General features: G+C 69.9%; 23 protein-coding genes and 1 tRNA gene. 9 read left to right on the forward strand and 15 right to left on the reverse strand.

Going from position 1 to position 26,212, the window contains the following annotated elements:
* Positions 1-11: 11 nt before the first annotated feature.
* The gene (locus V5F67_RS10590; RefSeq protein WP_394019408.1) at positions 12-1,187 is read right to left on the reverse strand and encodes a CaiB/BaiF CoA transferase family protein; all 1,176 of its coding nucleotides are present in this window, start codon (positions 1,185-1,187) and stop codon (positions 12-14) included.
* A 628-nt stretch (positions 1,188-1,815) separates the two neighbouring features.
* Here V5F67_RS10590 and V5F67_RS10595 point away from each other — a divergent pair.
* The 4 genes from V5F67_RS10595 (at position 1,816) to accC (ending at position 5,088) form a co-directional block, all read left to right on the forward strand.
* A complete protein-coding gene (locus tag V5F67_RS10595) occupies positions 1,816-2,592 on the forward strand; it encodes an SDR family NAD(P)-dependent oxidoreductase (protein ID WP_394019406.1) in 777 nt (258 codons plus the stop codon).
* Between the two features lie 129 nt (positions 2,593-2,721).
* Positions 2,722-3,162: a type II 3-dehydroquinate dehydratase gene (gene aroQ / locus V5F67_RS10600; RefSeq protein ID WP_394019404.1), complete on the forward strand. Its 441-nt coding sequence runs from the start codon at positions 2,722-2,724 to the stop codon at positions 3,160-3,162.
* A 62-nt stretch (positions 3,163-3,224) separates the two neighbouring features.
* Positions 3,225-3,701, forward strand: coding sequence for an acetyl-CoA carboxylase biotin carboxyl carrier protein (accB, locus tag V5F67_RS10605; protein ID WP_394019698.1), 477 nt, complete (start codon positions 3,225-3,227; stop codon positions 3,699-3,701).
* Between the two features lie 25 nt (positions 3,702-3,726).
* Positions 3,727-5,088 (forward strand): acetyl-CoA carboxylase biotin carboxylase subunit, encoded by a 1,362-nt coding sequence (gene accC / locus V5F67_RS10610; RefSeq protein WP_394019402.1) that lies wholly within the window; start codon positions 3,727-3,729, stop codon positions 5,086-5,088.
* Positions 5,089-5,138: 50 nt separating this feature from the next.
* On the opposite strand, the gene atzF is transcribed toward accC, so the two are convergent.
* From atzF to V5F67_RS10645, 7 genes are all read right to left on the reverse strand, one after another.
* Complete coding sequence (gene atzF / locus V5F67_RS10615; RefSeq protein WP_394019400.1) at positions 5,139-6,932, reverse strand: allophanate hydrolase; 1,794 nt, start codon at positions 6,930-6,932, stop codon at positions 5,139-5,141.
* Between the two features lie 287 nt (positions 6,933-7,219).
* Positions 7,220-7,429, reverse strand: a complete 210-nt coding sequence (locus tag V5F67_RS10620) for a hypothetical protein (protein WP_394019398.1) — start codon at positions 7,427-7,429, stop codon at positions 7,220-7,222.
* Positions 7,430-7,577: 148 nt separating this feature from the next.
* The gene (gene purU / locus V5F67_RS10625; RefSeq protein WP_394019396.1) at positions 7,578-8,447 is read right to left on the reverse strand and encodes a formyltetrahydrofolate deformylase; all 870 of its coding nucleotides are present in this window, start codon (positions 8,445-8,447) and stop codon (positions 7,578-7,580) included.
* Between the two features lie 91 nt (positions 8,448-8,538).
* Positions 8,539-9,150, reverse strand: coding sequence for a sarcosine oxidase subunit gamma (locus V5F67_RS10630; protein WP_394019394.1), 612 nt, complete (start codon positions 9,148-9,150; stop codon positions 8,539-8,541).
* Positions 9,143-12,094: a sarcosine oxidase subunit alpha family protein gene (locus V5F67_RS10635; protein ID WP_394019392.1), complete on the reverse strand. Its 2,952-nt coding sequence runs from the start codon at positions 12,092-12,094 to the stop codon at positions 9,143-9,145. The genes V5F67_RS10630 and V5F67_RS10635 overlap by 8 nt, the downstream gene beginning before the upstream one ends.
* On the reverse strand, positions 12,091-12,363 hold the full coding sequence (locus V5F67_RS10640; protein ID WP_394019696.1) for a sarcosine oxidase subunit delta: 273 nt from the start codon (positions 12,361-12,363) through the stop codon (positions 12,091-12,093). Before V5F67_RS10640 ends, V5F67_RS10635 begins: the two co-directional genes overlap by 4 nt.
* A gap of 706 nt (positions 12,364-13,069) precedes the next feature.
* Positions 13,070-14,332 (reverse strand): sarcosine oxidase subunit beta family protein, encoded by a 1,263-nt coding sequence (locus V5F67_RS10645; protein ID WP_509210650.1) that lies wholly within the window; start codon positions 14,330-14,332, stop codon positions 13,070-13,072.
* 174 nt (positions 14,333-14,506) lie between these two features.
* Here V5F67_RS10645 and V5F67_RS10650 point away from each other — a divergent pair, with 174 nt between their 5' ends.
* The 3 genes from V5F67_RS10650 to V5F67_RS10660 all read left to right on the forward strand — a co-directional run bounded on the left by V5F67_RS10650 (position 14,507) and on the right by V5F67_RS10660 (position 16,654).
* Positions 14,507-15,472 (forward strand): LysR family transcriptional regulator, encoded by a 966-nt coding sequence (locus V5F67_RS10650; protein WP_394019390.1) that lies wholly within the window; start codon positions 14,507-14,509, stop codon positions 15,470-15,472.
* A gap of 130 nt (positions 15,473-15,602) precedes the next feature.
* Positions 15,603-16,022 carry a cysteine rich repeat-containing protein gene (locus V5F67_RS10655; RefSeq protein WP_394019388.1) on the forward strand — a complete coding sequence of 140 codons (420 nt, stop codon included), beginning with the start codon at positions 15,603-15,605 and terminating at the stop codon, positions 16,020-16,022.
* A gap of 38 nt (positions 16,023-16,060) precedes the next feature.
* Positions 16,061-16,654 carry an OmpA family protein gene (locus tag V5F67_RS10660; protein ID WP_394019387.1) on the forward strand — a complete coding sequence of 198 codons (594 nt, stop codon included), beginning with the start codon at positions 16,061-16,063 and terminating at the stop codon, positions 16,652-16,654.
* A 116-nt stretch (positions 16,655-16,770) separates the two neighbouring features.
* Here V5F67_RS10660 and V5F67_RS10665 read toward each other — a convergent pair whose 3' ends face one another.
* From V5F67_RS10665 to V5F67_RS10695, 7 genes are all read right to left on the reverse strand, one after another.
* Positions 16,771-16,971: a hypothetical protein gene (locus tag V5F67_RS10665; RefSeq protein WP_394019385.1), complete on the reverse strand. Its 201-nt coding sequence runs from the start codon at positions 16,969-16,971 to the stop codon at positions 16,771-16,773.
* Between the two features lie 70 nt (positions 16,972-17,041).
* Entirely contained in the window at positions 17,042-18,451 is a 1,410-nt protein-coding gene (locus V5F67_RS10670; protein WP_394019383.1) for an ammonium transporter, read from the reverse strand.
* A gap of 479 nt (positions 18,452-18,930) precedes the next feature.
* Positions 18,931-20,292: a type III glutamate--ammonia ligase gene (glnT, locus tag V5F67_RS10675; protein WP_394019381.1), complete on the reverse strand. Its 1,362-nt coding sequence runs from the start codon at positions 20,290-20,292 to the stop codon at positions 18,931-18,933.
* A gap of 118 nt (positions 20,293-20,410) precedes the next feature.
* Complete coding sequence (locus tag V5F67_RS10680; RefSeq protein ID WP_394019379.1) at positions 20,411-21,748, reverse strand: FMN-binding glutamate synthase family protein; 1,338 nt, start codon at positions 21,746-21,748, stop codon at positions 20,411-20,413.
* A 168-nt stretch (positions 21,749-21,916) separates the two neighbouring features.
* Entirely contained in the window at positions 21,917-22,624 is a 708-nt protein-coding gene (locus V5F67_RS10685) for a protein glxC (RefSeq protein ID WP_394019377.1), read from the reverse strand.
* A complete protein-coding gene (locus V5F67_RS10690; RefSeq protein WP_394019692.1) occupies positions 22,621-23,520 on the reverse strand; it encodes a class II glutamine amidotransferase in 900 nt (299 codons plus the stop codon). Before V5F67_RS10690 ends, V5F67_RS10685 begins: the two co-directional genes overlap by 4 nt.
* Positions 23,521-23,684: 164 nt before the next feature.
* On the reverse strand, positions 23,685-24,371 hold the full coding sequence (locus tag V5F67_RS10695; protein WP_394019375.1) for a helix-turn-helix domain-containing protein: 687 nt from the start codon (positions 24,369-24,371) through the stop codon (positions 23,685-23,687).
* Between the two features lie 385 nt (positions 24,372-24,756).
* On the opposite strand from V5F67_RS10695, the gene V5F67_RS10700 reads away from it, so the two are divergent.
* Both V5F67_RS10700 and V5F67_RS10705 read left to right on the forward strand, forming a co-directional pair.
* Positions 24,757-24,832: transfer RNA gene (locus V5F67_RS10700), tRNA-Phe, on the forward strand.
* 161 nt (positions 24,833-24,993) lie between these two features.
* Entirely contained in the window at positions 24,994-26,196 is a 1,203-nt protein-coding gene (locus V5F67_RS10705; protein WP_394019373.1) for a tyrosine-type recombinase/integrase, read from the forward strand.
* Positions 26,197-26,212: the final 16 nt, after the last annotated feature.

The raw sequence follows: 26,212 nt of genomic DNA on the forward strand, positions 1-26,212 counted from the left end.
CCCTCCGCGCGTCAGCCCGGCGCCAGGGCCTTGATCAGCGCCAGCACGGCGTCGGTGTCGGCGCCGAGGCGCGGGCTGGCGCTCGCCGCCACCTGCCGCGCGCCGTCGATGACGATCGGGCTCGCCAGCGAGGGCAGGGTGCCGCCGCCGGCCTCCGGCAGCTCCACCTTCATGCCGCGATGGATCACCTGGGGGTCGGCGAACACCTGGGGGATGGTGTTGATGGGGCCGGCCGGCACGCCTTGCTTCTCCAGTGCCGCGAGCAGCGCGTCGCGCTCGCGGCGGACCACGAGGCCGGCGAGCAGCGGCACCAGCTCGGCGCGGTTGGCGACGCGCCCGGCATTGGCGGCGAAGCGCTCGTCCCGCGCCAGCTCCGGCGCATCGAGCACGGCGCAGAAGCGGGCGAACTGGCCGTCATTGCCCACCGCGGCGATCAGGTGGCCGTCGGCGCAGGCGAACACCTGGTAGGGCACGATGTTGGGGTGCGCGTTGCCCATGCGGGTCGGCGCCTTGCCGGAGGCGAGGTAGTTCATGGCCTGGTTGGCGAGCACGCTCACCTGCGTGTCCAGCAGCGCCATGTCCACATGGCCACCCGCCCCAGTCTCCTCGCGCCGCCGCAGGGCGGCGAGGATGCCCACGGTGGCGTAGAGGCCGGTGAAGATGTCGGCGAAGGCGACGCCCACCTTCTCCGGCTCGCCGTCCGGCTCCCCGGTCAGCTCCATGATGCCGCCCATGCCCTGGACCAGGAAGTCGTAGCCGGCGCGCGGGGCGTATGGGCCGTCCTGGCCGAAGCCGGTGACGGAGCAATAGACGAGGCGCGGGTTCTCCGCCTTCAGGCTCGCGTAGTCGAGGCCGTATTTCTTCAGGCCGCCGACCTTGAAGTTCTCGATCAGGACGTCGCATTCCTTCGCCAGCGCGCGGATGGTGGCCTGGCCCCCGGCGGTCTCGAAATCCACCGCCACCGACTTCTTGCCCCGGTTGGTGGCGTGGAAATAGGCCGCCCCGAGCGGCGCACCGTCTGCGCCGGTGAAGAAGGGCGGGCCCCAGGTGCGGGTGTCGTCGCCGCCGCCCGGCCGCTCCACCTTGATCACCTCCGCCCCGAGATCGGCGAGCAGTTGCCCGGCCCAGGGGCCGGCGAGGATGCGCGCGAGTTCGAGGACACGGAGGCCGGCAAGGGGAGGGGACATGGATGGGGTCCTTCTGGCGCTGAGCGCGTGGAATGGGTTCGAAAGCGCAGAGCTAATGCAATTGCCCCGCCGGGCGGAAGGCCAAAATGTCTCGCGCCGGCGTGGAGCGCGGCGCGGGCGGCCGGGCTTTCTCTAGCGGGGAGGGGCCGGGGTGGGGGCGCCGATGGTTCCTTTCGCCGTCATGCTCCGGCTCGACTGGAGCATCCATGCCCGGCGGCGGGGCTTGCCCTGGCGGTCTTGGGCCCTCCGGTCAAGCCGGAGGGCGACGGTGAGAGGGGTGGCGTCGTCGCGCGACCCCCACCCCATCACGCCCCCCGCAACGGGGAGGGGAGGCGCGCCGACGCGCGCTGCTCGGCATCCGCTTCCGATCCTTCCCACCGTCATGCTCCGGCTCGACCGGAGCATCCATGCCCGGCCGCGGGGCTTGCCCTGGCGGTCTTGGGCCCTCCGGTCAAGCCGGAGGGCGACGGTGTGAGCGCGATGGGGCAAGGCGGAGAGACCGCGGGAATCCTTCCCGCGGTCATGCTCCGGCTCGGCCGGAGCATCCAGCGTCGCGGCGGGGGGCGAGCCCCTTTCCCGGCCCGGCGCTCGGTCGTATGGAAGACCCCTCACGCCAGGATTTGAGCCCATGCCCTCCGCTTTCGCCGCCCTCGACTTCACCGGCACCCGCGTGCTCGTCACCGGCGGGGCGGGGGGCATCGGCCTTGCCATCGCATCCGCCTTCATCGCCCAGGGCGCGCACGTGATCCTCGCCGATCTCAGCGCCGAGGCCGCGGCCAAGGCGCTGGCCGCCCAGGCGTTTCCCGCCGCCAGCGCAACGCCCCTTACCCTCGACGTGACCGACGAGGGGGCGGTTGCGCGGGCCTTCGCCGGGCTCGCCGCCGATGGCCTTGCGCCGGACGTGCTGGTGAACAATGCCGGCCTCTCCATCCGCAAGGGCGTGGAGGATCTCAGCCTCCGCGAATGGGACAAGGTGTTCGCGGTGAACGTCACCGGCGCCTTCCTGTGCGCCCGCGCGGCGGTGCCGCACATGCGGGCGAAGGGCGCGGGGGCGATCGTGAACATCGCCTCCATCATGGGCCTGTCGGGCGGCGGGCCCTATCCCAACCCGGCCTACCAGGCCAGCAAGGGGGCGCTGGTCAACTTCACCCGCGCGCTGGCGGTGGAGCTGGCGCCCGTCGGCGTAAGGGTGAACGCGGTGGCGCCCACCTGGGTGCGCACCCCCTTCATCGCCGCGCTGCTGGCGGACGAGGCGACGCGCGCCAAGCTGGAGGCGCTGATGCCCATGGGCCGGCTCGCCGAGCCCGAGGACGTGGCGGCCGCGACCTTGTTCCTGGCGAGCGGCATGGCCGGGATGATCACCGGCCACACCCTGCCCGTGGATGGCGGTTTCCTGGCCCAGTGAGACGCCGGGCGGGCGCGTCCTCCACATGTTCGGCGTCCCCACCGCAAACGGGCACTCTTTCCACGGGACGCGCGCGCCCCTATAACGCGCCAGCCGGCCGATCGGAGCCGGCGGCAGAACCTTGCGCGGATGTCCAGCACAGTCCACGTCCTCAACGGGCCCAATCTGAACCTCCTCGGCACGCGGGAGCCGGGCATCTATGGCGCGGCGACGCTCGCCGACGTGGAGGCCCTGTGCCGCGAGGAGGCCGCCCGCCACGGCTTCGACATGGTCTTCCGCCAGACCAATTCCGAAGGCGGACTCGTGGACCTGATCCAGGCCGCCCGCGGCGCGCGCGGCATCGTGCTCAATGCCGCTGCGTATACTCATACCTCCGTCGCGCTGCGGGACGCGGTCTCGGCCGTGGGCGTGCCCATGATCGAGGTGCATCTCTCGAACGTGTTCGCCCGCGAGGACTTCCGCCACCACTCGTTTCTGTCGCCCGTGGCGCGCGGCGTGATCTGCGGCTTCGGCCCGCAGAGCTACGTGCTCGCCATCGCGGCGCTCGCCCGCTTGCCCGCCTCCCCGTGAGCGGGCGCGAAACGCCAACAGCCCTCGTGCGGCCCGTCGCGGCCGGCCAGAGCAGGACCATGATGAAACCCTCGAAGACCTCCATCGACACCGCGCTCATCAAGGAGCTCGCCGAGCTCCTCTCCGAGACCGACCTCACCGAGATCGAGGTGCAGCACGCCGAGCTGCGCATCCGCGTCGCCCGCACGCCGGCGCCGGTGAACATCACCCAGGGCCCGGCTGTCGCTCCCGTGGCCGTGGCGCCGGCCGTTGCGGTCGCCGCCGCGCCGGTGGCCGCCGCCGAGGGCGCGGACCTGTCCAAGCATCCCGGCGTCGTCGCCTCGCCCATGGTGGGGACCGCCTACCTCGCCGCCGAGCCCGGCGCCGCCCCGTTCGTGGACGTGGGCTCGGTCGTCAAGGAAGGCCAGACGGTGCTCATCGTCGAGGCCATGAAGACCATGAACGCCATTCCGGCCCCGCGCTCCGGCACCGTGACGCGCGTGCTGGTGGGCAACGCTCAGCCGGTCGAGTACGGCGAGCCGCTGCTCATCATCGAGTGATCGGGCCGGAAGGCGAGGAGCGCTGATGTTCAAGAAGATCCTCATCGCCAACCGGGGCGAGATCGCGCTGCGCATCCTGCGCGCCTGCAAGGAGCTGGGCATCGCGACGGTCGCGGTCCACTCCACGGCCGACGCGGATGCCATGCACGTGCGCCTCGCGGACGAGAGCGTGTGCATCGGCCCGCCGGCGGCGCGCGAGAGCTACCTCAACGTGCCCTCGCTGCTGGCCGCCTGCGAGATCACGGGCGCGGACGCGGTGCATCCCGGCTACGGCTTCCTGGCGGAGAATGCCCGCTTCGCCGAAATCCTCGCCGACCACAACATCCACTTCATCGGCCCCAAGGCGGAGCACATCCGCATCATGGGCGACAAGATCGAGGCCAAGAAGACCGCCCAGGCGCTCGGTATCCCGGTGGTGCCCGGCTCGGACGGCGGCGTCACCTCCGACGAGGAGGCGCACCGCGTCGCCGAGGAGATCGGCTTCCCGGTCCTGGTGAAGGCGGCCGCCGGCGGCGGTGGGCGCGGCATGAAGGTGGCGATGACGCGGGAGGATCTCTCCCAGGCGCTGTCCACCGCCCGCACCGAGGCGCTGGCCGCCTTCGGCGACGACGCGGTCTATCTGGAGAAGTATCTCGGCACGCCGCGCCACATCGAGGTGCAGGTGCTGGGCGACGGCAAGGGCCACGCGATCCATCTCGGCGAGCGCGACTGCTCGCTGCAGCGCCGCCACCAGAAGGTGTGGGAGGAGGCGCCGTCTCCCGTCATCACCCCCGAGCAGCGCGCCGAGATCGGCGAGACCTGCGCCAAGGCCATGCGCGAGCTGAACTATCTCGGCGTCGGCACGATCGAGTTCCTGTACGAGAACGGCCGCTTCTACTTCATCGAGATGAACACCCGCATCCAGGTGGAGCATCCGGTGACGGAGATGGTCACCGGCATCGACCTCATCAACGAGCAGATCCGCGTGGCGGCCGGCGAGCCCTTGACGCTCCAGCAGTCCGACATCGTGATGGAAGGTCACGCCATCGAGTGCCGCGTGAACGCCGAGCACCCGGCCACCTTCCGCCCCTCGCCTGGCAGGATCACCCACTATCACGTGCCCGGCGGCCTCGGCATCCGCGTGGATTCCAACGCCTACCAGGGCTACGTGATCCCGCCCACCTATGACAGCCTGGTGGGCAAGCTGATCGTCCACGGCAAGACCCGCGACGAGTGCCTGCGCCGCCTGCGCCGGGCGCTGGACGAGTTCGTGGTGGACGGCATCGACACCACGCTGCCCTTGTTCCGCACCCTGGTGCGCACCCGCGACATCGCCGAGGGGCGCTACGACATCCATTGGCTGGAGCACTTCCTCACCGAGGGCGAGGGCAAGGGCAAGGTGGGCTGAGGCAAGGTGGGCTGAGGCCTGGGTCTCGCTTGCGGGTCCGCGGCCGCCTCCTATCCGGCGGCGGCCTGCCGGCTCTCGGCGAAGGCGCGGAAGCCGCCGAACGGCGTGATGTCGGGCGCGTCCGCCACCTCGCCGGACTCGGCGAGGAAGCCGGCGACGCGCCGTCCGCTTTCCAGCTCCACCTGCCCCAGGCCGAGCGGCGCCGGGATGGTGGCGAGCAGCCGGCCCACCCCCTCCATCGGCAGCGACCAGACCTCGCCCTTGAGCGTGCCGCCGCCCGCGCCGACGCGCACCACGCCGGGCCGCGGCTGGGCGCCCGGCAGCAGCTTCATGCGGTAGGCCGGAGCCGTCTCCACCTCGGCGACGAAGCGGCCGCCCATGGCCTTGAGGTCGGCGTTCAGCGCCATGCCGGAGAGGTGGGCGCCGAACACGCACACCTCCAGCCGGTCCGCTCGCGTCGCGGGCGTCGCGAGCGGCGGGGCGATGAGCGGCGCGCCGGTGGCGCCGAGCGGCAGGCTGCCGGCCGCCATGAAGGTGCGGGCAAGCGATGCGACCTCGCCATCGCGGCCCGCAGGCGCCAGCAGCGTGATGCCATAGGGCACGCCCGAGGCGGCGACCGTGGTGGGCACGGCGGTGCCGCACAGGTCCATCAGATTGACGAAATTGGTGTAGGTGCCGTTGCGCGAATTGAGCAGGATCGGCTCCCCCAGCACCGCGTCCACGGTGTAGGCGGTGGGCGCGGTGGGCAGCACCAGCGCGTCGATGGCGGCGAGCGTCGGCTCCACCTTCCTGCGCAGCGCCTTGAGGCGGTACATGGCGCGGAAGGCGTCCGCCGCGCTCGCCGTGCCGCCGGGCTCGGTGATGGCGCGGGTGACGGGGTGCACCGCCTGCGGGTCCTTCTCGATCAGCGCGCCGGCGACGATCCAGCGCTCAGCCACCCAGGGGCCCTCATAGAGCAGCCGCGCGGTCTCGGCGAAGGGGGCGAAGTCGATCTCCACCAGCTTCGCGCCGAGGGCGCGCCAGCGCGCCAGCGCGGCCTCGTAGGCGGCGGCCGCGTCCGCGTCGCCGAAGAACTCCCGCTCGCCCGGTGCCAGGATCCCCAGCACCGGCGCCGGCGGAGGCGGGGCGAGGGGGGCGAGGGGGAGCGGGCGCGAATAGGCGTCGTCGTCGTCCCCCGCCAGCACCTCAAGCACCGCCATGGCGTCGTCCACCGTGAGGGCGAACACCGAGATGCAGTCGAGCGAGCGGCAGGCGGGCACGAGGCCGGTGTTCGGCACCAGCCCGAGCGAGGGCTTCACGCCGACGATGTTGTTGAGCATGGCCGGCACCCGGCCGGAGCCCGCGGTGTCGGTGCCGAGCGCCACCGGCACGATCCCGGCCGACACCGCCACCGCCGAGCCCGAGGACGAGCCGCCGGGCACGAGGTCCGCCTTGAAGGGGTTCCGGGGGATGCCATAGGGCGAGCGCACGCCCACGAGGCCGGTGGCGAACTGGTCGAGATTGGTCTTGCCGATGATCAGCGCGCCGGCCGCCTTCAGGCGCGCGACGGCGGTCGCGTCCTTCTCCGGCACATAGGCGAAGGCAGGGCAGGCGGCGGTGGTGGGCAGGCCGGCGACGTCGATATTGTCCTTCACCGCGACCGGGATGCCGTAGAGGGCGAGGGAGGTGTCGCCCCGTGCCGCCAGGGCTGCGGCCTCCGCTTGCACCTCCGCCTCGGGACGCAGGGTGATGAAGATCGCCGGATCGTCGCGCGCCGCGATGCGCCGGTAGACCTCGGCCACCGTGTCCTGAAGCGTTCGGGCGCCGCTTCGGTGGGCTTCGAGGAGGTCGGAAAGGGTGTGCATGGCGCTCTCTTCAGGTCGGTCCGGCGCGATCTCGGTCAGGGCCGAAGCCCCGCCGCCGGTCCCTGTAGCAGGAAGCGCGCCAGCGTCCTCCGTCCCCCGACCAAGCCTCCCGCCCGTCCCGAGGGACAACGCAAGATCCTTGCGGCGGAAGGCTTGGAGGAAGGCCGGCGGGGGGACGGCCCTGGGGGAGAGGCTGGCGCCTCACTCTGGGAGCTTATACCAGATTGACTAAAAATTAGCCAATTAAATCCGCCATGCATGCAATTGTTGGGGCTCCTTCCCCCGGCTCAGCGCGGTTCCTCCGAGAGCGTGCGGCCGGGCGGCATGGCCGGCGATACGGTGGGCGGCGGCGGCTCGCCGCTGGGGCTCGGCACCGGCACGGCGGCCGGCGCGGTCTCGGACGGCTCGGGGGTGCCGCGGCCGGAGAACAGTCCGGCGGCGGCGATGGCGGCGACCAGGACGAGTGCGCCGGCGATGAGAGTAGATCGTCCGCTCATGATGGGCTCCCGAAAGGTTTCTTTTCGGGAACGCGCGGGACGGCGAGAGGTTTCATCCGTTCATCTCTCCGCCCGGCGCAGGATCGTCCGGACGGATGATTTCGATATACGCGGCCTGGGTTTATGACCGACTTGACCTTGGGCGCGTTCAGTCGCGGAACACCACGGTCTTGCTGCCGTTGAGGATCACCCGGTCCTGCAAATGCCAGGCGAGCGCGCGGGCGAGCACGCGGCGCTCGATGTCGCGGCCCTTGCGGACCAGGTCGTCCGGCGAGTCCTGGTGCGAAATCCGCTCCACGTCCTGTTCGATGATCGGCCCCTCGTCGAGGTCGGAGGTGACGTAGTGCGCGGTGGCACCGATCAGCTTCACGCCGCGCGCATGGGCCTGGTGGTAGGGCTTGGCGCCCTTGAATCCCGGCAGAAACGAGTGGTGGATGTTGATGCACCGTCCGGCGAGTTTCGCCGCCAGTCCATCCGAGAGCACCTGCATGTAGCGGGCGAGCACGGCCAGTTCCGCCCGGGACGACTTGAACACGTCCCAGATTTCGGTCTCCTGCTCCAGCTTGGTCGCCTTCGTGACCGGCAAATGGTGGAACGGGATGCCGTCGAAGTCGAGATGGGCATAGGTCTCGCGCGGGTGGTTCGAGACGATGCCCACGAGGTCCATTGGGATCTCGCCGATGCGCCAGCGATAGAGCAGATCGGCGAGGCAGTGGTCGGACTTCGAGGCGAGCAGCAGCACCCGGCGCTTTTCCGCCTTGGGCCGGATGCTGAAGGCGGCCTTGAAGCCCTCGGCGATGGCGGCGAACTCCGTCTTGAGCGCCTCGAGGCCGGCCTCGCCTTCCACCACGTTGAACACCGTGCGCATGAAGAAGCGCCCGCTCTCGGTGTCGTCGAACTGCTGCGCCTCCAGGATGTTGCAGCCGTGCTGGAACAGGAAGGTGGAGACGCCGGCGACGATGCCGGGCCGGTTCGGGCAGGCGAGGGTGAGGATGAACTGAAGCTCGGGATTGCTCATGGTCGGGTCTCGCAATGGGGCTGCCCCGGCGCGCGAGCGCCGCTTGGGGCCGGAAGAAGGGAAGAGGCGGAACGCGCGCGCCGCGCCGCCGTCAACCTCGCCCCGTGCCGGAGAGGGCGAAGCCGAATTCGGCCGCGCTCGCGGCGAGCCAGCGCAGGAAGGCGGGCGCGAACGAGCGCGGCACGGCGAACATATAGGCCGGCGAATCCGCCAGCGGCTCCGGTGTCTGCCAGAAGGTGAGGTTCACGTGCGAGACGGTGGTGGTCGCCGCATCGCCGGGCGCGAAGGCGGACGGGTCGAGGTCGATCATCACCCCCTTGGCGAGCGCCGCCCGCACGCTGGGGCCGGATACCTCGAACATGAGGCTGGCGTCGCTCTGGTCCGTGACCGCGGCGAGGCCGTCGGCCAGCGGGGCGATGCGATCGGGCAGGGTGCCCGTGCCCTGGGCGAAGGCGAGCCAGCGGCCGGGGCCGGTGCCCACCAGCGTCAGGCCGGCCGCCGTCGCTGCCTTCGGGCCGGCGGGCAGGACGAGGCCAGCCTCGGCGAAGCGGGCGGCGAGCGCCTCTCCCGCGCCCCGCCGCGCGGCGAGCGTCGCGGCGGACCAGCCGGGCAGGAGGCGCGCGCGAACGCCTTCGCCCGGCGCGCCGTAATGGCCCTGCGGCAGGAGTGTGGTGGGCGCGATGTCGGCCAGGATGTCAGCCACGCTGCTTCTCCCCCTCGGGATCGACGAACGCCGGATGGCACACTTCCACCGCGATGTCGCCACCCCGGACCGGGTCATAGGCGCGCACCGTCTCGCCGATGCGGCTCTGCCCGTTCTTGAGGAAGCCGAGGCCGATGGAATGGCCCAGCGTCGGCGAGAAGGCGGCCGAGGTCATGTAGCCCTCGTCGTTCGCCATGGTGGGCTCGGCCCCCAGGCCAAGGAAATGCGCGCCCGCGCGCAGGCGCTCGGCGCGGTCCACCGGCCGGAAGCCGACGAAGATCGGCCGCTCCTCTTCCAGGAAGGCGGGCCGGCCGGCGAGCACGCGGCCGACGAAGTCCTTCTTGGTGGAGGCCATCCTGCCGAGCCCGAGGTCGCGCGCCGAGGTCTGCCCGTTCAGCTCGTTGCCGGAGACGTGGCCCTTCTCGATCCGCAGCACCCCGAGCGTCTCGGTGCCGTAGGGTGTGATGCCGAATTCCGCGCCGGCATCCATGATGGCGCGGATGAGCCGATCGCCCTGGCCGGAGGGCACGGCGAGCTCAAAGCCGAGCTCACCCGAGAAGGAGAGCCGGAAGATGCGGGCCGGGATGCCGCCGGCGACGCTAGTCTGAAGCACCCCCATGAAGGGCAGGGCCGCGTCCGACACGTCCGCCCCGTCCACCACCTTGGCCAGCACGTCGCGCGAGCGCGGGCCGGAGAGCGCGATCTGGGCGTATTGCTCGGTGATCGAGGCGAGCTGCACGTCGAGGTTCGGCCACAGCACCTGGAGACAGAATTCCAGGTGCTGGTAGACCTTGGCGGCGTTCGCCGTGGTGGTGGTCATCACGAAATGGTCGTCGGCGAGGCGCGCCGAGGTGCCGTCGTCCATGACGATGCCATCCTCGCGCAGCATCACGCCGTAGCGCGCCTTGCCCACCGCGAGGGTGGAGAAGGTGTTGATGTAGACCCGGTCAAGGAAGCGGCCCGCATCCGGGCCCTGGATGTCGATCTTGCCGAAGGTGGAGGCGTCCACCACGCCGACGCCCGTGCGCACCGCCGTCACCTCGCGGTTGACGGTCTCCAGCCAGTCGGTCTCCCCGGGCCGCGGGAAATACTGCGCCCGGAGCCAGAAGCCGGCTTCCACGAACACCGCGCCCTGCTCCTTCGCCCACTGATGGGTCGGCGTCGGCCGGGTGGGCTTGAAGTCGCGGCCCCGGTGGTGGCCGGCGAGCGCGCCGATGGCCACCGGCGTGTAGGGTGGTCGGAACACCGTCACCCCGGTCTCGGCGATGGAGCGTCCCGTGAGGTGGGCCATGATGGCAAGGCCCGCCATGTTGGAGGTCTTGCCCTGGTCGGTGGCCATGCCGAGCGTGGTGTAGCGCTTCAAAAGCTCCACCGCGCGATAGCCTTCCTTGTGGGCGAGCGTCACGTCCTTAGCCGTCACGTCGTTCTGGAGGTCGACGAAGGCGAAGCCTCCGGGCGCCTCCACGTGCCAGAAGGCGCGGATGCCGGAGGGCGCCCCCTCCGCGCGCGGCACGTCGAGGGCCGGGGCGGCGAAGCCCAGGCCGGCGGCGGCCGCCGCGCCGGCGCGCGCGCCGGTGTCGAGGCAGTCCTGGAGCGGGAAGGCGCTGCCCGCAGCCCCCGCCACCGCCATGCCGGGTGGCAGGGCGCCGGGCACGAAGGCGCACAGCGTCTCGTCATAGGTGGGGCGGCCGCCCATGTGGGTGGTGAGGTTGAGGTTGGGTGTCGCGCCGCCGGAGACGCCAAGGGCCTCCACGGCGAGCGTCTCGGTTCCGGCGGGCGTGCGCACCGTGACCGCCGAGAGCAGCTTGCCGGAGGTCGCCGTCACCTCGCCCTGGATCACCCTGACGCCGAGCGCCTGCGCCCGCGCCGCCAGCGCCGGATCGGGGCGCACGTCGACGATGGCTTCCACCTTCACGCCGGCTTCCGCCGCGTCGAGCGCGGCGGCAAACGCATGGTCGTTGTTGACGAAGAAGGCGGCGCGCTCGCCCGCGCTCGCGCCGTAGCGCGTGGCGTAGGTGGCGAGCGCCAGCGCCGACATCACCCCGGGGCGGTCGTTGCCGGGGAAGACGATGGGCCGGTCGAACGCGCCGGCCGCCAGCACGCAGCGCTTCGCCACGATGCGCCACAGGCGCTGGCGCGGCGCGAAGGGCGCCGGGACGGGGAGATGGTCGCTCACGCGCTCCACCGCGCCGTAGGTGCCGCCGTCATAGGCGCCGAACACGGTGGTGCGGGCCATGAGGCGCACGTTGGGCAGGCTGGCGAGCTCCGCTTCCGCCGCCGCCGCGAAGTCGCGCGCCGTGCCGCCGCCGACATTGGCGAATTCGCCGAGCAGCCGGCCGCCCAGGCGGAAGTCCTCCTCCGCCAGGATCACCCGCGCGCCGGAGCGCGCCGCCGCCAGCGCCGCGGACAGGCCGGCCGCGCCCGATCCGACCACCAGCACGTCGCAGAAGGCGTTGGCCTTCTCGTAATGGTCCGGGTCCGGCCGCGCGGCGGCGCGGCCGAGGCCGGCGGCGCGGCGGATGACGGGCTCGTAGAGCTTTTCCCACAGCGCCGACGGCCACATGAAGGTCTTGTAGTAGAAGCCGGCGCCCAGCAGCGGGGAGAGCCACTGGTTGGCGCTCATGATGTCGAAGGCAAGGCTCGGCCAGCGGTTCTGGCTCGCGGCCGCGAGCCCGCCATAGAGCTCGACCGTGGTGGCGCGGGTGTTGGGCTCGCGCCGCGCGCCCATGCGCAGCTCGACGAGGGCGTTCGGCTCCTCCGAGCCGGCGGAGACGATGCCGCGCGGGCGGTGATACTTGAACGAGCGGCCGACGAGCCGCACCCCGTTCGCCAGCAGCGCCGAGGCGAGCGTGTCGCCGGGATGGCCGCGATAGGTCGCGCCGTCGAAGGAGAAGGAGAGGGTGCGGGTGCGGTCGACGAGCCCGCCGTGGGCGAGGCGGCTCATGGCGCCGTCTCCTCGGCGCGCGCGAAGGACACCGCGAGGATCTCGTGGGTGCGGGTGTTGCGCGTGACCTTGAGCCAGCGGCGGCAGCCGCTGGCGTGATACCAGAACTCCTCGTGCGGGCCTTCCGGGTTGGTCCGCTCATAGACATAGGCGGAGAACGCATCGAGCGCGTCCGGCGCCGCCGGGTCGGGTCGGGTCACGGTGGCGTCGCCCAGATAGGCGAACTCATGGGCGTCGCGCGCGCCGCAATAGGGGCAGGGGATGCGCATGGTCAGGCCCTCGCTTCGCGCGCGGCGGTCGATTGGCATGCTGTTGCCGCCCCGCGCGCCGTCGCCCTCCGGCTTGACCGGAGGGCCCATCCTGCGGCCCGTCGCACGGGTTGGCGTTCCGTGGATCCTCCGGTCAAGCCGGAGGATGACGGCGGGTGGAAGGATGACGGCGGTGAGGAGGATGGCGGCGGTGAGGATGACGGCGGTTGGGCGAAGGATGACGGCGGTTGGGAGGGCGAGTGTGGCGGGGCTGATGTCGAAAGCGCCGAGAGGATCATCGCCGCTCCGCGCGCCGTCGCCCTCCGGCTTGACCGGAGGGCCCATCCTGCGGCCCGTCGCACGGGTTGGCGTTCCATGGATCCTCCGGTCAAGCCGGAGGATGACGGCGGCTGGCTGAAGGATGACGGCGACGGTGAGGATGACGGCGGTTGGGAGGGCGAGTGTGGCGGGGCTGATGTCGAAAGCGCCGAGAGGATCATCGCCGCCCCGCGCGCCGTCGCCCTCCGGCTTGACCGGAGGGCCCATCCTGCGGCCCGTCGCACGGGTTGGCGTTCCATGGATCCTCCGGTCAAGCCGGAGGATGACGGCGGGTGGAAGGATGACGGCGGCTGGGTGAAGGATGACGGCGGTTGGGAGGATGGCGGCGGCGGGGAGGATGACGGCAGTGGCGCTGACGGCATCGGAGGGAGGCTGGAGGCGGCGCGCATCAGTGCAGGTTCGGCTGGGCGCCGACTCCCTTCTCGTCGATCACGTGGCCGCTGCGGAAGCGGTCGAGGCGGAAGGCGGCGTTGAGCGCGTGGGGCGCGTCCCTGGCGATGGTGTGGGCGAAGCACCAGCCCGAGGCCGGCGTCGCCTTGAAGCCCCCGTAGTTCCAGCCGGTGTTGAGGTAGAGGCCCGGCAGCGGCCCCACGTCGATGATGGGCGAGCCGTCCATGGACATGTCGAGCAGCCCGCCCCAGGAGCGCAGCATCCTGAGGCGACCGATCAGCGGCATGAGCGCCATGCCGCCCTCGCACACGTCCTCCACCACGGGCAGGTTTCCCCGCTGGGCGTAGGTGTTGTAGCCCTCGATGTCGCCGCCGAAGACGAGGCCGCCTTTGTCCGACTGGCTGATGTAGAAGTGCCCCATGCCGAAGGTGATGACGCCCGGCACCAGCGGCTTCAGCCCCTCCGAGACGAAGGCCTGGAGCGCGTGGCTCTCGATCGGCAGGCGCAGATCGAGGTACCGCGTCAGGCGCGAGGTGGAGCCGGCGACCGCGAGGGCGACCTTGCCGGCGCGCACCGGCCCGCGCGTGGTCTCCACCCCCACCACCGCGCCGTTCTCGCGCAGGAAGCCGGTGACCTCGCAATTCTGCACGATGTCGACGCCGAGGCGGTCAGCGGCGCGGGCATAGCCCCACACCACCGCGTCGTGGCGCGCGGTGCCGCCGCGCTTCTGGTAGAGCCCGCCCTTGATGGGGAAGCGCGCATTGGCGAAGTCGAGGAACGGCGCCAGCGCCCGGACACCGTCCGCGTCCAGCAGCTGGCTGTCCGCCCCGGCGAGGCGCATGGCGTTGCCGCGCCGCGCATAGGCGTCGCGCTGCGGGTCGGAGTGGAACAGGTTCAGCACCCCGCGCTGGGACACCATGGCGTTGAAGTTGAGGTCGGCCTCCAGGCCCTCCCACAGCTTCATGGACCATTCGTAGAACGGCTCGTTGCCGGGCAGCAGGTAGTTGGAGCGGATGATGGTGGTGTTGCGCCCGGCATTGCCGGAGCCGATATGGCCCTTCTCCAGCACCGCCACGTTGCGGATGCCGTGCTCCTTGGCGAGGTAGAAGGCGGTTGCGAGGCCATGGCCGCCGCCGCCCACCACGATCACGTCATAGGACGGCTTCGGCGCCGCGTCGCGCCAGGCGGGGCGCCAGCCCTTCTGGCCGGAGAGGGCGTTCGCCAGCAGGCTGAAGGCGGAATAGCGCGGGGACCAGTTCACGGACATCATTCGCGTTCCGAAGGGGCGCAAGCCCCGCTGCGCCGGGCTCGGGACGGCATGCCGGCCGGCCGTTCATGAAACCATAGCTAGGCGCCTTTCATGCGCTAGTATAAATCTCAGTTATACACGCGCGCGCCCTGCCGGCGCCGCGGGCGGGGCGGGGAGGGGACCGGAATGGCACCACGGAGCGAGGCGCTGCCGTTCGACCTGAGGAGCCTGGAAATCTTCCTCGCGGTGTGCGAGGAGGGCGCCATGGCGGGGGCGGCGCGGCGGCTCGGCCTCACCCAGCCGGCGGTGTCGCAGGCGGTGGCGGAGCTGGAGAGCCGCATGGGCGCTGTGCTGTTCGACCGCTCGGTGCGCCCGCTCGGACTGACGCCCGCCGGCGGGCTCCTGCGCCAGCGGGCGAGCGCGCTGCTCTCCGAGGCGCGCCAGATCGCACCGGCGCTGCGCGACACCGGCAAGAGCCGCTATCCGCTGATGCGGGTGGGGCTGGTGGATTCGCTGACGCGCGCGCTGGCGGCGCCGCTCGGGGCGCATCTGGCGGGGCTCGCCGAGGAGGTCTCGATCCGCTCCGGCCTCACCGCCGCCCATGCCAGCGCGCTGCTGACGCGCCAGCTCGATTTCCTCGCCGGCGTGGACGAGCTGGAGGAGATGGAGGGCCTGGAGCGCCATCCCCTCGTCAGCGAGCCCTATGTGCTGATGCTGCCGACGGGCATTGCGGCGCCGGCGCGGGTGGAGGAGATGGCGCCGCTCGCCCATCGCCTGCCGCTGGTGCGGTTCTCGGCGCGCTCCAAGACCGGCATCGAGGTGGAGCGGCACCTGCGGCGCCTGAAGCTCGATCTGCCGCGGCGGCTGGAGTTCGACACCCCGCTCGGGGTGGCGGCGACGGTGGCGGCGGGGGCGGGGTTCGCGGTGACGACGCCGCTGTGCATCCACGAGGCCGGGATCGATCCCGGCGCGTTCGCCGTCGCGCCGCTTCCCGGCCCGGCCTTCGCGCGCAGCCTCACCTTGGTGTCGCGGCGCCAGGAGTGGGGACGGCTGCCGAAGGAGATGGCGCAGTTCTGCCGGGCGACGCTGGAGGCGCATGCCGGCGCCGGAGCGGGTCTCTCACCCTCCGTCCGCCCCACCCGCGCCGGCTGAGGAACCGGCGCTCTGCGCGCGTTCACCATGGGGCAGCTCTGGTATCCCAATCTTCCAGCATCCGTGCGAGGATGACCTTCCCCAACGGCTGTTCAGGGGCCCTTCTCTCCCTCCGGTGGAGCGCACAATCATGAAGATCATTCGTGTCCTGCTGGCCGCGGCGGCGTTCGCCGTCGCCGGCTCGGCGGCCCAGGCCCAGACCATGAGCTACGCCCAGGCGGGCGCACTGCTCGCCAGGAGCTGCGGGCCGGACATCAACCGCCTGTGCTCGAACGTCAATCTGGGCAACGGCGCGCTGCTCGCCTGCATGGATTCCAAGATCGGCCAGGTCAGCGCCCAGTGCCAGCGCGACTATGCCATCGCCAAGGCGTCGATCGCCCAGCGCGACGCGGCGCAGGATTCCATCGCGCGCATCTGCAGCGCCGACACCGCGCGCCTGTGCCCCGGCATGGTGCCCCAGGACGGCAACCTGCTCTCGTGCCTGCTGCAGGCGACGCGGGTCGTCAGCCCGGCCTGCAACCAGGCCATCACCGACGCCGGCTACCGGTGATCGCGCGCTCCCTTTCCCTCAGATCAAGGACGAACGCCATGACGTCGCCTTTGCCCCGCCTCGCGCTCATCGCCGCCCTCGCGCTCGCGAGCGGTCCCGCGCTGGCCCAGACCGCGCTTTCCGACAGCCAGATCCTCAGCGGCCTCCAGGGCCTCACCGACAAGGCGCCGGGCATCACCGCCGAGCAGCTGCGCGACATGGTCCGCCGCCACATGGAGCAGAATCCCGGCGAGCAGCTCACCCGCCCGTCGCTGGCGCTGAACCTCGACCGCTTGCCGCAGATCAACGTTCAGATCCAGTTCCGCCTCGGCTCGTCGATCATCCAGCCGTCCTCCTACGGCACGCTCGGCGCCATCGCCGATGCCATGCACAATCCGATCCTGCACGGCTACAAGTTCATCGTGACCGGGAACACCGACGTCACCGGCCCGCGCGAGCTGAACCTCAAGCTCAGCCAGGCCCGCGCCGACGCGGTGGTGAGCGCGCTGGTCTCGGTGTTCAACGTCAACCCGACACGCCTCGATGCGGTGGGCCTGGGCGAGGAGGTGCTGCTCGACCCGAAGAAGCCCACCGACCCCATCAACCGGCGGGTGCAGATCTTCACCGTGGGCCGCGTCAATTCCGGCTCGTGAGGCTGCCGCCGGTCCTGCGCCCCTCGAGCACACGAAATCGCGCGGCCCCGTGGAGGGCCGCGCGACGTCTCGGGCCGCGCCGGCGGGACAGGGAGGCGCCGCCGCCGCCCGGTCCCTCACTCCGCCGGGCTGGCGACCGCCTCGGAGCTGTGGTCGAGCTGCTCCTCGTGGAATTGCTTGTCCATGGAGATCTGCTTGGCGATGAAGGCGACGAAAAAAACCGCCGCGATGGCCGCGAAGAACGGCTCGAAGCCCGCAAACGGATAGAGCGTGGACACTTCGGAGAGCTTCGCCAGAGAGGTGACGCCGGTATTCATGTGACTGCTCCTGTGAAGTTGGGGCGGTGGCCCCGGCTTGATGCAGCCGGAGCCGCCTGAGCTCGATCGGTCAGAACTTCGCTTCCTTGCGCTGGATGGTCTCGAAGGCCGCCTCGATGCCGGAGTGCTGCGGGTAGGTCAGCTCGCGGTGCTTGCCGTCGAGGCCCATGATCTCGGCCGCCGCCGGGACGCGCAGCATGCCGAAGCTGGCGAGCAGCTTGCTGATCAGGTAGCCGGGGACGAAGCCGAAGCCGAGAGCGAACACCAGCGTACCGATGAGGTTGCCGATCGGGGTGATGATCGGCAGGCCCTCGGCATTGACGCCGAACCAGCCGACGCCCTCGCCCATGGCGATCAGCGTGCCTTCCGAAGGCATCACCGCCGGGTAGCCCCAGAGCGCGAAGCCGGCGATGATGCCGCCGAACACGCCGCAATAGCCGTGCACCGCGACCGCGCCCACGGCATCGTCGATCTTGAACTTCTTCTCCACCCAGTAGTGCAGCTTGTAGGCCATGATGGTGCCGGCGATGGCGATCACCAGCGCGATGATGGGGTGGTAGTAGTCGTTGCCGGCGCTGGCCGAGATGAGGCCGGTCAGGCCGCCGGAGTAGGTCCAGAAGGCATTGCCGTTGGAGATCATGTAGGCAGTGACCATGCCGCCGAACAAGGCGAGCATGAAGTTCACGGTGACGCCCGACAGGGTGATCGGAACGCCGTAGATGTTGGTGGCGGTGAAGTAGGGCGCCGCCTCGGTGCCGACATTGACGATCGGGATGTGGCAGGCGGCATAGAAGCCCCAGAAGCCCACATAGATCATGAACAGGCCGATGGTGACGAGCCAGGGATTGTGCGCCGGGATCTCGCGCGGGGTGCCGTCGGGCGCGAACTTGCCGATGCGCGGGCCGACGTTCATCAGCACGCCGAGGGTCGCGAAGCCCGCCACCGAGTGCAGGATGGCCGAGCAATACTGGTCATGGAAGCCGAGATACTGCGCCATCCAGCCGTTGCCGGCCCAGGCCCAGGCCGCCGGGATCACCCAGGCGATGGCGCCCACATAGATGGCGATGATGAAGAAGCCCGACGTCTTGGTGCGCTCGATGAGGGCGCCGGAGACGATCGAGCCGGCGGTCATGCCGAACAGCGCGAACGCGGCCCAGAAGACGCCCGAGATGCGATCGGACAGGTTGGGGGCGATGGTGGTCGACCACGGCTCGAAGCCCGTGGTGAAGCTCAGCGACATGGAGGCGACCGGCCAGCCCTGGAAGGCGATGTAGATCCACATGCCGAACAGGAAGAAGGCCAGCCCGATCAGCGGGATCGCCATGGTGTTCTTGAGCAGCGTGTGCTGCACGTTCTTCACGCGGGCGGCGCCCACCTCGTACATGCAGAAGCCGACATGGATGAAGAACATAAGGACGACCGTCAGGAAGTAGTAGAACTCCGTGAAGATGGTCGTCAGGGCTGCCAATTGCTCTGTCATGCTGGTCCCCGAACGCTGTTGCGCCTTTGGCCAGAGCCCCCGTCGGTATCCCCTCCGGTCGGGCCAAGGTTTTCACTGTGGAGCAACTTTTATGCCAGAGAGGCAGATGGCGTTGGGGAATACCTAACGGGAGGCACAGAGATGACGTATGGGAATGTCTAACTCATTGCCCGAGTGAAGAATTTCTTTCGCAAGGTGAGGCCGGCTCGGGCGGAGGGCTGGCCGCGTCACCCGCCCGCGACGGCATGGGTCGCGTCGCTCTGCGGGAATGCATCTATTGGCTGCATCGAGCGTCAAGGAGATGCACAGAAAACGGGCGCGGCTTCGCTTGATCCTTGTCAAAACGAAAGAATTCCCAGGCGCCTTGCTCAAGATGACGTCAAGGAATTGACATCTCCCACCCGCGAAAACAGGATAGTCCCCGGTGTTTCCACCGGGGACTATCGCAGGCTTCCGCAGAGTTCGTCGCGGGACGATCCTCAGATGTCGAGCGTGTTGTCGCGCTCCCATTGCGTCAGGTGGCGCGAGTAGGCGTTCCATTCCTCGGTCTTCAGCTTGAGGTAGCCGGAGACGAAGGAGGCGCCGAGCCGCTCCGCCAGCACCTTCGACTTCTCCAGGTTGCGCAGGGCGTCCAGAAGGTTCAGCGGCAGCTTCTTGGCCGCCTTCACCTTGTGGCCGTCGGTGTACATGTTGATGTCGAGCCGCTTCCCGGGATCGCGCGTGTTGGCGATGCCGTCGAGCCCCGCCGCCAGCAGGCCGGCCTGGAGCAGATAGGGATTGGCCGCGCCGTCGGCGAGGCGGAACTCGAACCGCCCGGCGTCCGGGATGCGGATCATGTGGGTGCGGTTGTTGCCGGTATAGGTCACGGTGTTGGGCGACCAGGTGGCGCCCGAGAGCGTGCGCGGGGCGTTGATGCGCTTGTAGGAGTTCACCGTGGGATTGGTGAGCGCGGCGAGCGCGTCGGCATTGTGGATCAGCCCGCCGATGAAGGCGTAGCCGAGCTTGGAGACGCCGAGCTCGCCCTTGGGGTCGGAGAAGGCGTTCTTGCCCTTCGCCCACAGCGAGACGTGGGCATGGCAGCCCGAGCCGGTGAGGTTCGGGAACGGCTTCGGCATGAAGGTGGCGCGCAAACCGTGCTTCTCGGCTATGGACTTGACCATGAACTTGAAGAACACGTGCCGGTCGGCGGTCAATAGCGCGTTGTCGTAGTTCCAGTTCATCTCGAACTGGCCGTTGGCGTCCTCGTGGTCGTTCTGGTAGGCGCCCCAGCCGAGCGACAGCATGGCGTCGCAGATCTCCTTGATGACGTCGTAGCGGCGCATCAGGGCGGACTGGTCGTAGCAGGGCTTCTCGGCGCGGTCGGACGCGTCCGAGATCGCGGTGCCGTCGGCGGAGACGAGGAAGTACTCGCACTCGACGCCGGTCTTCATCTCGTAGCCGAGCTTCAGCGCATCGGCGAGCTGCTTCTTCAGCACCGCGCGCGGCGCCTGCTCCACCGGCGCGCCGTCCATGTAGAGGTCGGCGGCGAGCCAGCCCACCTCGGGCTTCCAGGGCAGCTGGATCAGGCTCGCGGGGTCGGGCACGGCGAACATGTCGGAATCCGCCGGCGACATGTCGAGCCAGGTGGCGAAGCCGGCGAAGCCCGCGCCTTCCTTCTGCATCGCGCCGATGGCGGACGCCGGGACCAGCTTCGCCCTGAGGGCGCCGAACAGGTCCACGTAGGAGATGAGGAAATACTTGATGCCGCGGTCCTTCGCGGCCTTCTCAAGGTCGGTGCTCGCCTTGGCGGCGGCGGAGGAGCGCCCCTCCGCCTCGCGCGCGATCTCGAACTGGCGCTTCATGGGTTCTGTCCTCGGAAGGGGGTGATTTCTGGGTTTTTATTTTTCGACGTTGGGGCGCACCGGCACGCGGCCGGGGCGCGGAAGCGAAGCGGGCGCCCTGGGGCGCCCGGGAGGCGGCTCAGAGGCCGCCGGTCTGGCCGGGAATCCAGCCGGTTCCCGCAAGCGGCACGCCAGCCATGGCGGCGGCCTCCATGGTCAGGGAGACCAGATCCTCCGGCTCCAGGTTGTGCAGGTGGCTCTTGCCGCAGGCGCGGGCGATGGTCTGCGCCTCCAGCGTCATCACCGAGAGAAAGTTGGCGAGCCGCCGGCCCGCCTTCACCGGGTCGAGCCGGGCGGCGAGCACCGGGTCCTGGGTGGTGATGCCGGCGGGGTCGAGGCCCTCGTGCCAGTCGTCATAGGCGCCGGCGGTGGTGCCGAGCTGCTGGTATTCGTCCTCCCACTGGGGATCGTTGTCGCCGAGCGCCACCAGCGCCGCCGTGCCGATGGCCACCGCGTCGGCGCCCAGCGCCAGGGCTTTCGCCATGTCGGCGCCGGAGCGGATGCCGCCGGAGACGATGAGCTGGACCTTGCGGTGCATGCCGAGGTCCTGGAGCGCCTTCACCGCCGGGCGGATGGCGGCGAGGATCGGGATGCCCACCTGCTCGATGAACACGTCCTGCGTCGCCGCGGTGCCGCCCTGCATGCCGTCGAGCACCACCACGTCGGCGCCCGACTTCACCGCCAGCGCGATGTCGTAATAGGGGCGCGAGGCGCCGACCTTCACATAGATCGGCTTCTCCCAGTCGGTGATCTCGCGCAGCTCCTCGATCTTGATCTCCAGGTCGTCCGGCCCGGTCCAGTCCGGGTGCCGGCAGGCCGAGCGCTGGTCGATGCCCTTCGGCAGGTTGCGCATGGCGGCGACACGGTCGGAGATCTTCTGGCCCAGCAGCATGCCGCCGCCGCCGGGCTTGGCGCCCTGGCCGATGACGATCTCGATGGCGTCCGCCTTCCTCAAGTCCACCGGGTTCATGCCGTAGCGCGAGGGCAGATACTGGTAGACCAGCGTCTGCGACTGCGCGCGCTCCTCCGCGGTCATGCCGCCGTCGCCGGTGGTGGTGGAGGTGCCCACCAGCGTGGCGCCGCGCCCGAGCGCCTCCTTCGCCTGCGCCGAGAGCGCGCCGAAGCTCATGCCGGCGATGGTGACGGGCGTCTTGAGGGTGATCGGCTTCTTGGCGAAGCGGGTGCCGAGCACCACCTCGGTGGAGCACTTCTCGCGGTAGCCCTCCAGCGGGTAGCGCGACATGGAGGCGCCGAGGAACAGCAGGTCGTCGAAATGGGGCACCTTGCGCTTCGTGCCGCCGCCGCGGATGTCGTAGATGCCGGTGGCCGCGGCGCGGCGGATCTCCGCCAGCGTCGCCGGATCGAAGGTGGCCGAGAAGCGCGGCGGGGTGCGGGGCACGTTGGAATGGGCGGTCATGGGGTCCTCACCCAAGCGGGTCGATGGGGCTGCACGAAAACTCCCTCTCCCGCTTGCGGGGGAGGGTGGGGGAGGGGGCATTCGGCTGCTCCCCGGCGTGCGGCTGAATGATCGGCCGCGCTTTCCCCCTCCCTGGCCCTCCCCCGCAAGCGGGAGAGGGAATGGGTCTCAGTAGGCGTCCACGTTGTCCACGTGGAAGTTGTAGAGCTTGCGCGCCGAGCCGTAGCGCTTGAACTCGGCGATATCGACGCTGCCGGCGACGCCCGCCGCTTTCAGCTTGTCGTGCAGCAGCGCCCGGTGCTCGTCCCGCATCTCCTTCTCGATGCAGTCGGCGCCGAGGCTCTTCACGCTGCCGCGCACGAACAGCTTCGCCTCGTAGAGGCTGTCGCCCAGCGCCTCGCCGGCGTCGCCGAACACGATCAGCGCGCCGGACTGGCCCATGAAGGCGCTCATGTGGCCCACCGAGCCCTTCACCACGATGTCGACGCCCTTCATGGAGATGCCGCAGCGGGCGGAGGCGTTGCCGTCGATCAGGAGCATCCCGCCATGGGCGGTGGCGCCGGCGGACTGGCTGGCGTCGCCCTTCACGTGGACGAAGCCGCTCATCATGTTCTCGGCGACGCCCTGGCCGGCATTGCCGTGGACGATGATCGACGCCTCGGCGTTCATGCCGGCGCAGTAATAGCCCACATTGCCCTCGATCTCGACCGTGAGCGGGGCGGCGATGCCCACCGCCACCGCGTGGCGGCCATTGGGGTTCAGCACCCGCCAGCGCCGCGCGTTGCTCTCGCCGGTGGCCTGGTGGAGCGCGGCGTTGAGCTCGCGCAGCGGCGTCGTGCCGAGGTCGAAGGTGGCGTCGGGCGTGACGGCGTTCATTGCGCGCGCTCCCAGAAGTAGACGGTGGCGGGCTCGGGCTCGAACACCCGCGCCTTGTCGATGCCGGGCAGGCCGATGAGCGCGCGGTATTCGGAGCCGAAGGCCACGTACTGGTCGGTCTCGGCCATCACCGCCGGCTTGCAGGCGATGGGATCGCGCAGCACGCCGAAGCCGCTCTCGGTGCCGACCACGAAGGTGAAGAAGCCGTCGAGGTCCTTCAGGCCTGCCTCCAGCGCCTCCCCGAGCGAGGCGCCCTGCTTCATGCGCCAGGTGAGATAGCCGGCGGCCACCTCGCTGTCGTTCTCGGTCTCGAACGTCATGCCCTCGTGGGCGAGCGAGCGCCTCAGGCCGTTGTGGTTGGAGAGCGAGCCGTTGTGCACCAGGCACTGGTCGGTACCGGTGGAGAAGGGGTGGGCGCCGGCGGTGGTTACCGCGCTCTCGGTGGCCATGCGGGTATGGCCGATGCCGTGGGTGCCGCGCATGGCGGGCAGGTTGAACGTCTGCGCCACGGAGGAGGGCAGCCCCACCTCCTTGAAGATCTCCATGCGGGTGCCGGAGCCGACCACGGCCACCTCCGGATGGCGCGCGGCGAGGAAGGCGCGCACCGCCGCCTCGCGCGCCGCCGGCACCTCGATCACCGCATGGGTGCCGCGGATGGAGAGCGCCGGCACGCCGTCCGCCGGAACGCTCAGGCCCTGGGCCAGCGCCGGGAAGTCATAGCCCTTGGCCGCGCGCAGGGAGAGCTTCACCTGGCCCGGCGCGCCGGCGCCATAGACCGCGAAGCCGGCGCTGTCCGGCCCGCGTCCGGTCATGGTGCAGAGCATGGAGGCGAGCATCGCCCCGAGCTCGCCCTCGAGCTTCTGGTCCTTCAGGAATATTCCGACGATGCCGCACATGGCGCTCAACTGGCTCCGATCCGTGGCCGCGGCGCCTGATGCCGCACGCCTCCGCCGCGTTCGCGGCCTCGGTTCCACTGGTACGCCCGTTGGGAGAATGCGTCAATGTGAAAGAATAAAAGTTTCGCTATAAGAAAACATTACGGGAGGGCAGCCCCCGCGCCTCAGCGTCCGTCGCGGCCGTAGACGATGATGGAGAGGTAGGTCATGGGCGTGACCAGCAATTCCTCGGGGCCGTGGGCGGCGCCCGAATCGAACATCAGCGCATCGCCCGGGCGCAGGTGGTAGGAGCGGTCGGCGTGGCGGTAGAGCACCTCGCCGGTGAGCATGTAGATGAACTCCACCCCCGCATGGCGGAACTGGGTGAAGGGCGCGGCGCCCGCCTCCAGCGAGATCAGATAGGGCTCCACCACGATGTCGCCGCCGAGGCCGTGGCCGAGCAGCTCGTACTGGTGGCCGACCTTGGAGCCGCGCCGCTCGATGATGACCCCCTGGCGCGCGCGCACGAACGAGCAGTCGCGCCGCTCCTCGAAGGCGGAGAACAGGGTGGTGATCGGCACGTTCAGCGCCTTGGCGATGGATTGCAGCGTGCCGAGGGACGGGGAGATCTGGCCGTTCTCGATCTTCGACAGCATGCCGACCGAGATGCCGGCGGCGCCGGCGAGGTCGGACACGGTGAGGTCGAGCTGGCGGCGGATGGTGCGCACCTGGACGCCGAGCGCCTGCTCCAGGGTGGCGGAGGTGGCGGCCGGCGCGCCCGAGCCGGTGGTGTAGTCGATGACATCCGGAGCCTCTGCCGCCCCGCGCGCCTTGCGTTCCGCCACCGTCGCGCTCCTCACCCTCGCCGCCATGCCGGCTCACCTCCGGCGTCCTGCCGGCTACATTGCCAGCTTGCGCCTGGGAAGGCACCCCTTTTCGGGGCGGACGGGCGGGGCGGGGGCATCGGGGCGTCCGGTCTGGAATCCGGATGGCGGGGCCGGGTCTGGGGGCCGGGTCTGGGGGCCGGGTCTGGGGGCCGGGTCTGGGGGCCAGTCTGGGTCAGCGGTCTCGGGCGTCGCCATGATACGGCAGCGCAATGCCCGCCGGCCTCCGCGCGAACCTTCGACCGCCGGTCACAGGTCCGCTTTTCCACAGGGGCGCTTCAGCCGGCTTTCGCTGGGCTCTCCCTATGGACAGCGCCGGACAAGCCAATTATACACTCGCCGCTCCGAACGGCCCCTCAGGCCGCCTCCGGACGCCCAGGTAGCTCAGTTGGTAGAGCATGCGACTGAAAATCGCAGTGTCGGTGGTTCGATTCCGCCCCTGGGCACCATTTCACCATCCAGAAGCGTCCGAAAATGTCCAATATCGCTTTGAAATCAAAGCGATAGACGTCTTTAGCGTCCAGCTTGATCCCATCTCGTCCGCTTGAATCCTGTAGGCATGTAGGCAAGTTTGTAGGCGTCTCGATGCCTACAAAGGGAGCGTGCCTACATGGCGCTGACGGACATGGCGCTGCGCAATGCGAAGCCGCAGGACAAGCCATACAAGCTATTTGACGGTGGTGGCCTCCATCTTCTCGTCAATCCGAGCGGCGGCAGGATCTGGCGTCTCGCCTACCGGTTCCTCGGCAAACCCAAGCAGATTTCGTTCGGCCCCTACCCCACCGTCTCTCTCGCCGATGCGCGCCAGAAGCGGGACGAAGCCAAGAAACTGCTGCTGGATGGCCAGGACCCGTCGACTGCCCGCAAGCTCGAGAAGGTCAACGCCACCATCTCCACAGGCAACACCTTCGCTTTGCTCGCGGCCGAATATATCGCGCGCCTGGAGACGCGAGAGTCCGCCAATGCCACCATCAAGAAGAACAAGTGGCTGCTGGAGACGCTCGCCGGGCCGGCGCTCGGCAGCCGTCCGATCACCGAGATCAAGCCGGTGGAGGTTCTGGACATCCTGCGCCAGGTGGAGCGAAGCGGCCGCAGAGAATCGGCACGTCGCCTGCGCTCGGCCATCGGCAGCGTATTCCGCTACGCCATTGCCACGCTGCGGGCGGAAACCGACCCGACCTCGCCTTTGAAGGATGCCCTGGAGCGGCCAAAGGTCGTCCATCGTGCGGCTCTCACGGACCCTGTCGCCCTCGGCGGGCTGCTCAGGGCCATCGATGAGTATGACGGCTGGCCTACCCTGCGGGCGGCGCTCCTGTTCACGGCGCTGACCTTCGCACGGCCGGGCGAGGTGCGTGGCGCACGGTGGAACGAGTTCGACTTCGCCAAGGCCGTCTGGAACATCCCCGCCATCCGCATGAAGATGCGCCGCGCCCATATGGTGCCGCTGTCGCGCCAGGCGCTGAGCGGGCTCGACGAGATTCGCGCCTTCTCGGGCGCGAGCGAACTGGTGTTCCCCTCCATCCGGTCCAACAAGAAGCTGATCAGCGAGAACGGCATGAACTCGGCGCTGCGGCGCATGGGGTTCACGCAGGACGAGATGACGGCCCACGGCTTCCGGGCATCCGCCAGCTCGATCCTGAACGAGCGCGGCCATTCGCCGGACGTGATCGAGGCGGCGCTCGGGCATCTGGATCAGAACGAGGTGCGGCGGGCCTACAATCGGGCCACCTATTGGCCTGAGCGCGTGGCGCTGATGCAGACCTGGGCGGACATGCTGGATGAGTTTCGGAGGCTAAAGCCAATAAGAAAATGAGGTGCGGACGCCCGGC

The organism is Xanthobacter pseudotagetidis (assembly GCF_043194795.2).
Taxonomy (GTDB): domain Bacteria; phylum Pseudomonadota; class Alphaproteobacteria; order Rhizobiales; family Xanthobacteraceae; genus Xanthobacter; species Xanthobacter tagetidis_A.

What these genes read in the sequence shown, in the direction of transcription:
- V5F67_RS10680 (WP_394019379.1), bottom strand. Translation starts at nt 21,748, where the DNA reads ATGACCGCCCATTCCAACGTGCCCCGCACCCCGCCGCGCTTCTCGGCC.
- accB (WP_394019698.1), top strand. Translation starts at nt 3,225, where the DNA reads ATGAAACCCTCGAAGACCTCCATCGACACCGCGCTCATCAAGGAGCTC.
- V5F67_RS10635 (WP_394019392.1), bottom strand. Translation starts at nt 12,094, where the DNA reads ATGAGCCGCCTCGCCCACGGCGGGCTCGTCGACCGCACCCGCACCCTC.
- V5F67_RS10690 (WP_394019692.1), bottom strand. Translation starts at nt 23,520, where the DNA reads ATGTGCGGCATCGTCGGAATATTCCTGAAGGACCAGAAGCTCGAGGGC.
- V5F67_RS10670 (WP_394019383.1), bottom strand. Translation starts at nt 18,451, where the DNA reads ATGACAGAGCAATTGGCAGCCCTGACGACCATCTTCACGGAGTTCTAC.
- V5F67_RS10695 (WP_394019375.1), bottom strand. Translation starts at nt 24,371, where the DNA reads ATGGCGGCGAGGGTGAGGAGCGCGACGGTGGCGGAACGCAAGGCGCGC.
- purU (WP_394019396.1), bottom strand. Translation starts at nt 8,447, where the DNA reads ATGAGCAATCCCGAGCTTCAGTTCATCCTCACCCTCGCCTGCCCGAAC.
- V5F67_RS10620 (WP_394019398.1), bottom strand. Translation starts at nt 7,429, where the DNA reads ATGAGCGGACGATCTACTCTCATCGCCGGCGCACTCGTCCTGGTCGCC.
- V5F67_RS10655 (WP_394019388.1), top strand. Translation starts at nt 15,603, where the DNA reads ATGAAGATCATTCGTGTCCTGCTGGCCGCGGCGGCGTTCGCCGTCGCC.
- atzF (WP_394019400.1), bottom strand. Translation starts at nt 6,932, where the DNA reads ATGCACACCCTTTCCGACCTCCTCGAAGCCCACCGAAGCGGCGCCCGA.
- V5F67_RS10650 (WP_394019390.1), top strand. Translation starts at nt 14,507, where the DNA reads ATGGCACCACGGAGCGAGGCGCTGCCGTTCGACCTGAGGAGCCTGGAA.
- accC (WP_394019402.1), top strand. Translation starts at nt 3,727, where the DNA reads ATGTTCAAGAAGATCCTCATCGCCAACCGGGGCGAGATCGCGCTGCGC.
- glnT (WP_394019381.1), bottom strand. Translation starts at nt 20,292, where the DNA reads ATGAAGCGCCAGTTCGAGATCGCGCGCGAGGCGGAGGGGCGCTCCTCC.
- V5F67_RS10660 (WP_394019387.1), top strand. Translation starts at nt 16,061, where the DNA reads ATGACGTCGCCTTTGCCCCGCCTCGCGCTCATCGCCGCCCTCGCGCTC.
- V5F67_RS10665 (WP_394019385.1), bottom strand. Translation starts at nt 16,971, where the DNA reads ATGAATACCGGCGTCACCTCTCTGGCGAAGCTCTCCGAAGTGTCCACG.
- V5F67_RS10640 (WP_394019696.1), bottom strand. Translation starts at nt 12,363, where the DNA reads ATGCGCATCCCCTGCCCCTATTGCGGCGCGCGCGACGCCCATGAGTTC.
- V5F67_RS10590 (WP_394019408.1), bottom strand. Translation starts at nt 1,187, where the DNA reads ATGTCCCCTCCCCTTGCCGGCCTCCGTGTCCTCGAACTCGCGCGCATC.
- V5F67_RS10595 (WP_394019406.1), top strand. Translation starts at nt 1,816, where the DNA reads ATGCCCTCCGCTTTCGCCGCCCTCGACTTCACCGGCACCCGCGTGCTC.
- aroQ (WP_394019404.1), top strand. Translation starts at nt 2,722, where the DNA reads ATGTCCAGCACAGTCCACGTCCTCAACGGGCCCAATCTGAACCTCCTC.
- V5F67_RS10685 (WP_394019377.1), bottom strand. Translation starts at nt 22,624, where the DNA reads ATGAACGCCGTCACGCCCGACGCCACCTTCGACCTCGGCACGACGCCG.
- V5F67_RS10705 (WP_394019373.1), top strand. Translation starts at nt 24,994, where the DNA reads ATGGCGCTGACGGACATGGCGCTGCGCAATGCGAAGCCGCAGGACAAG.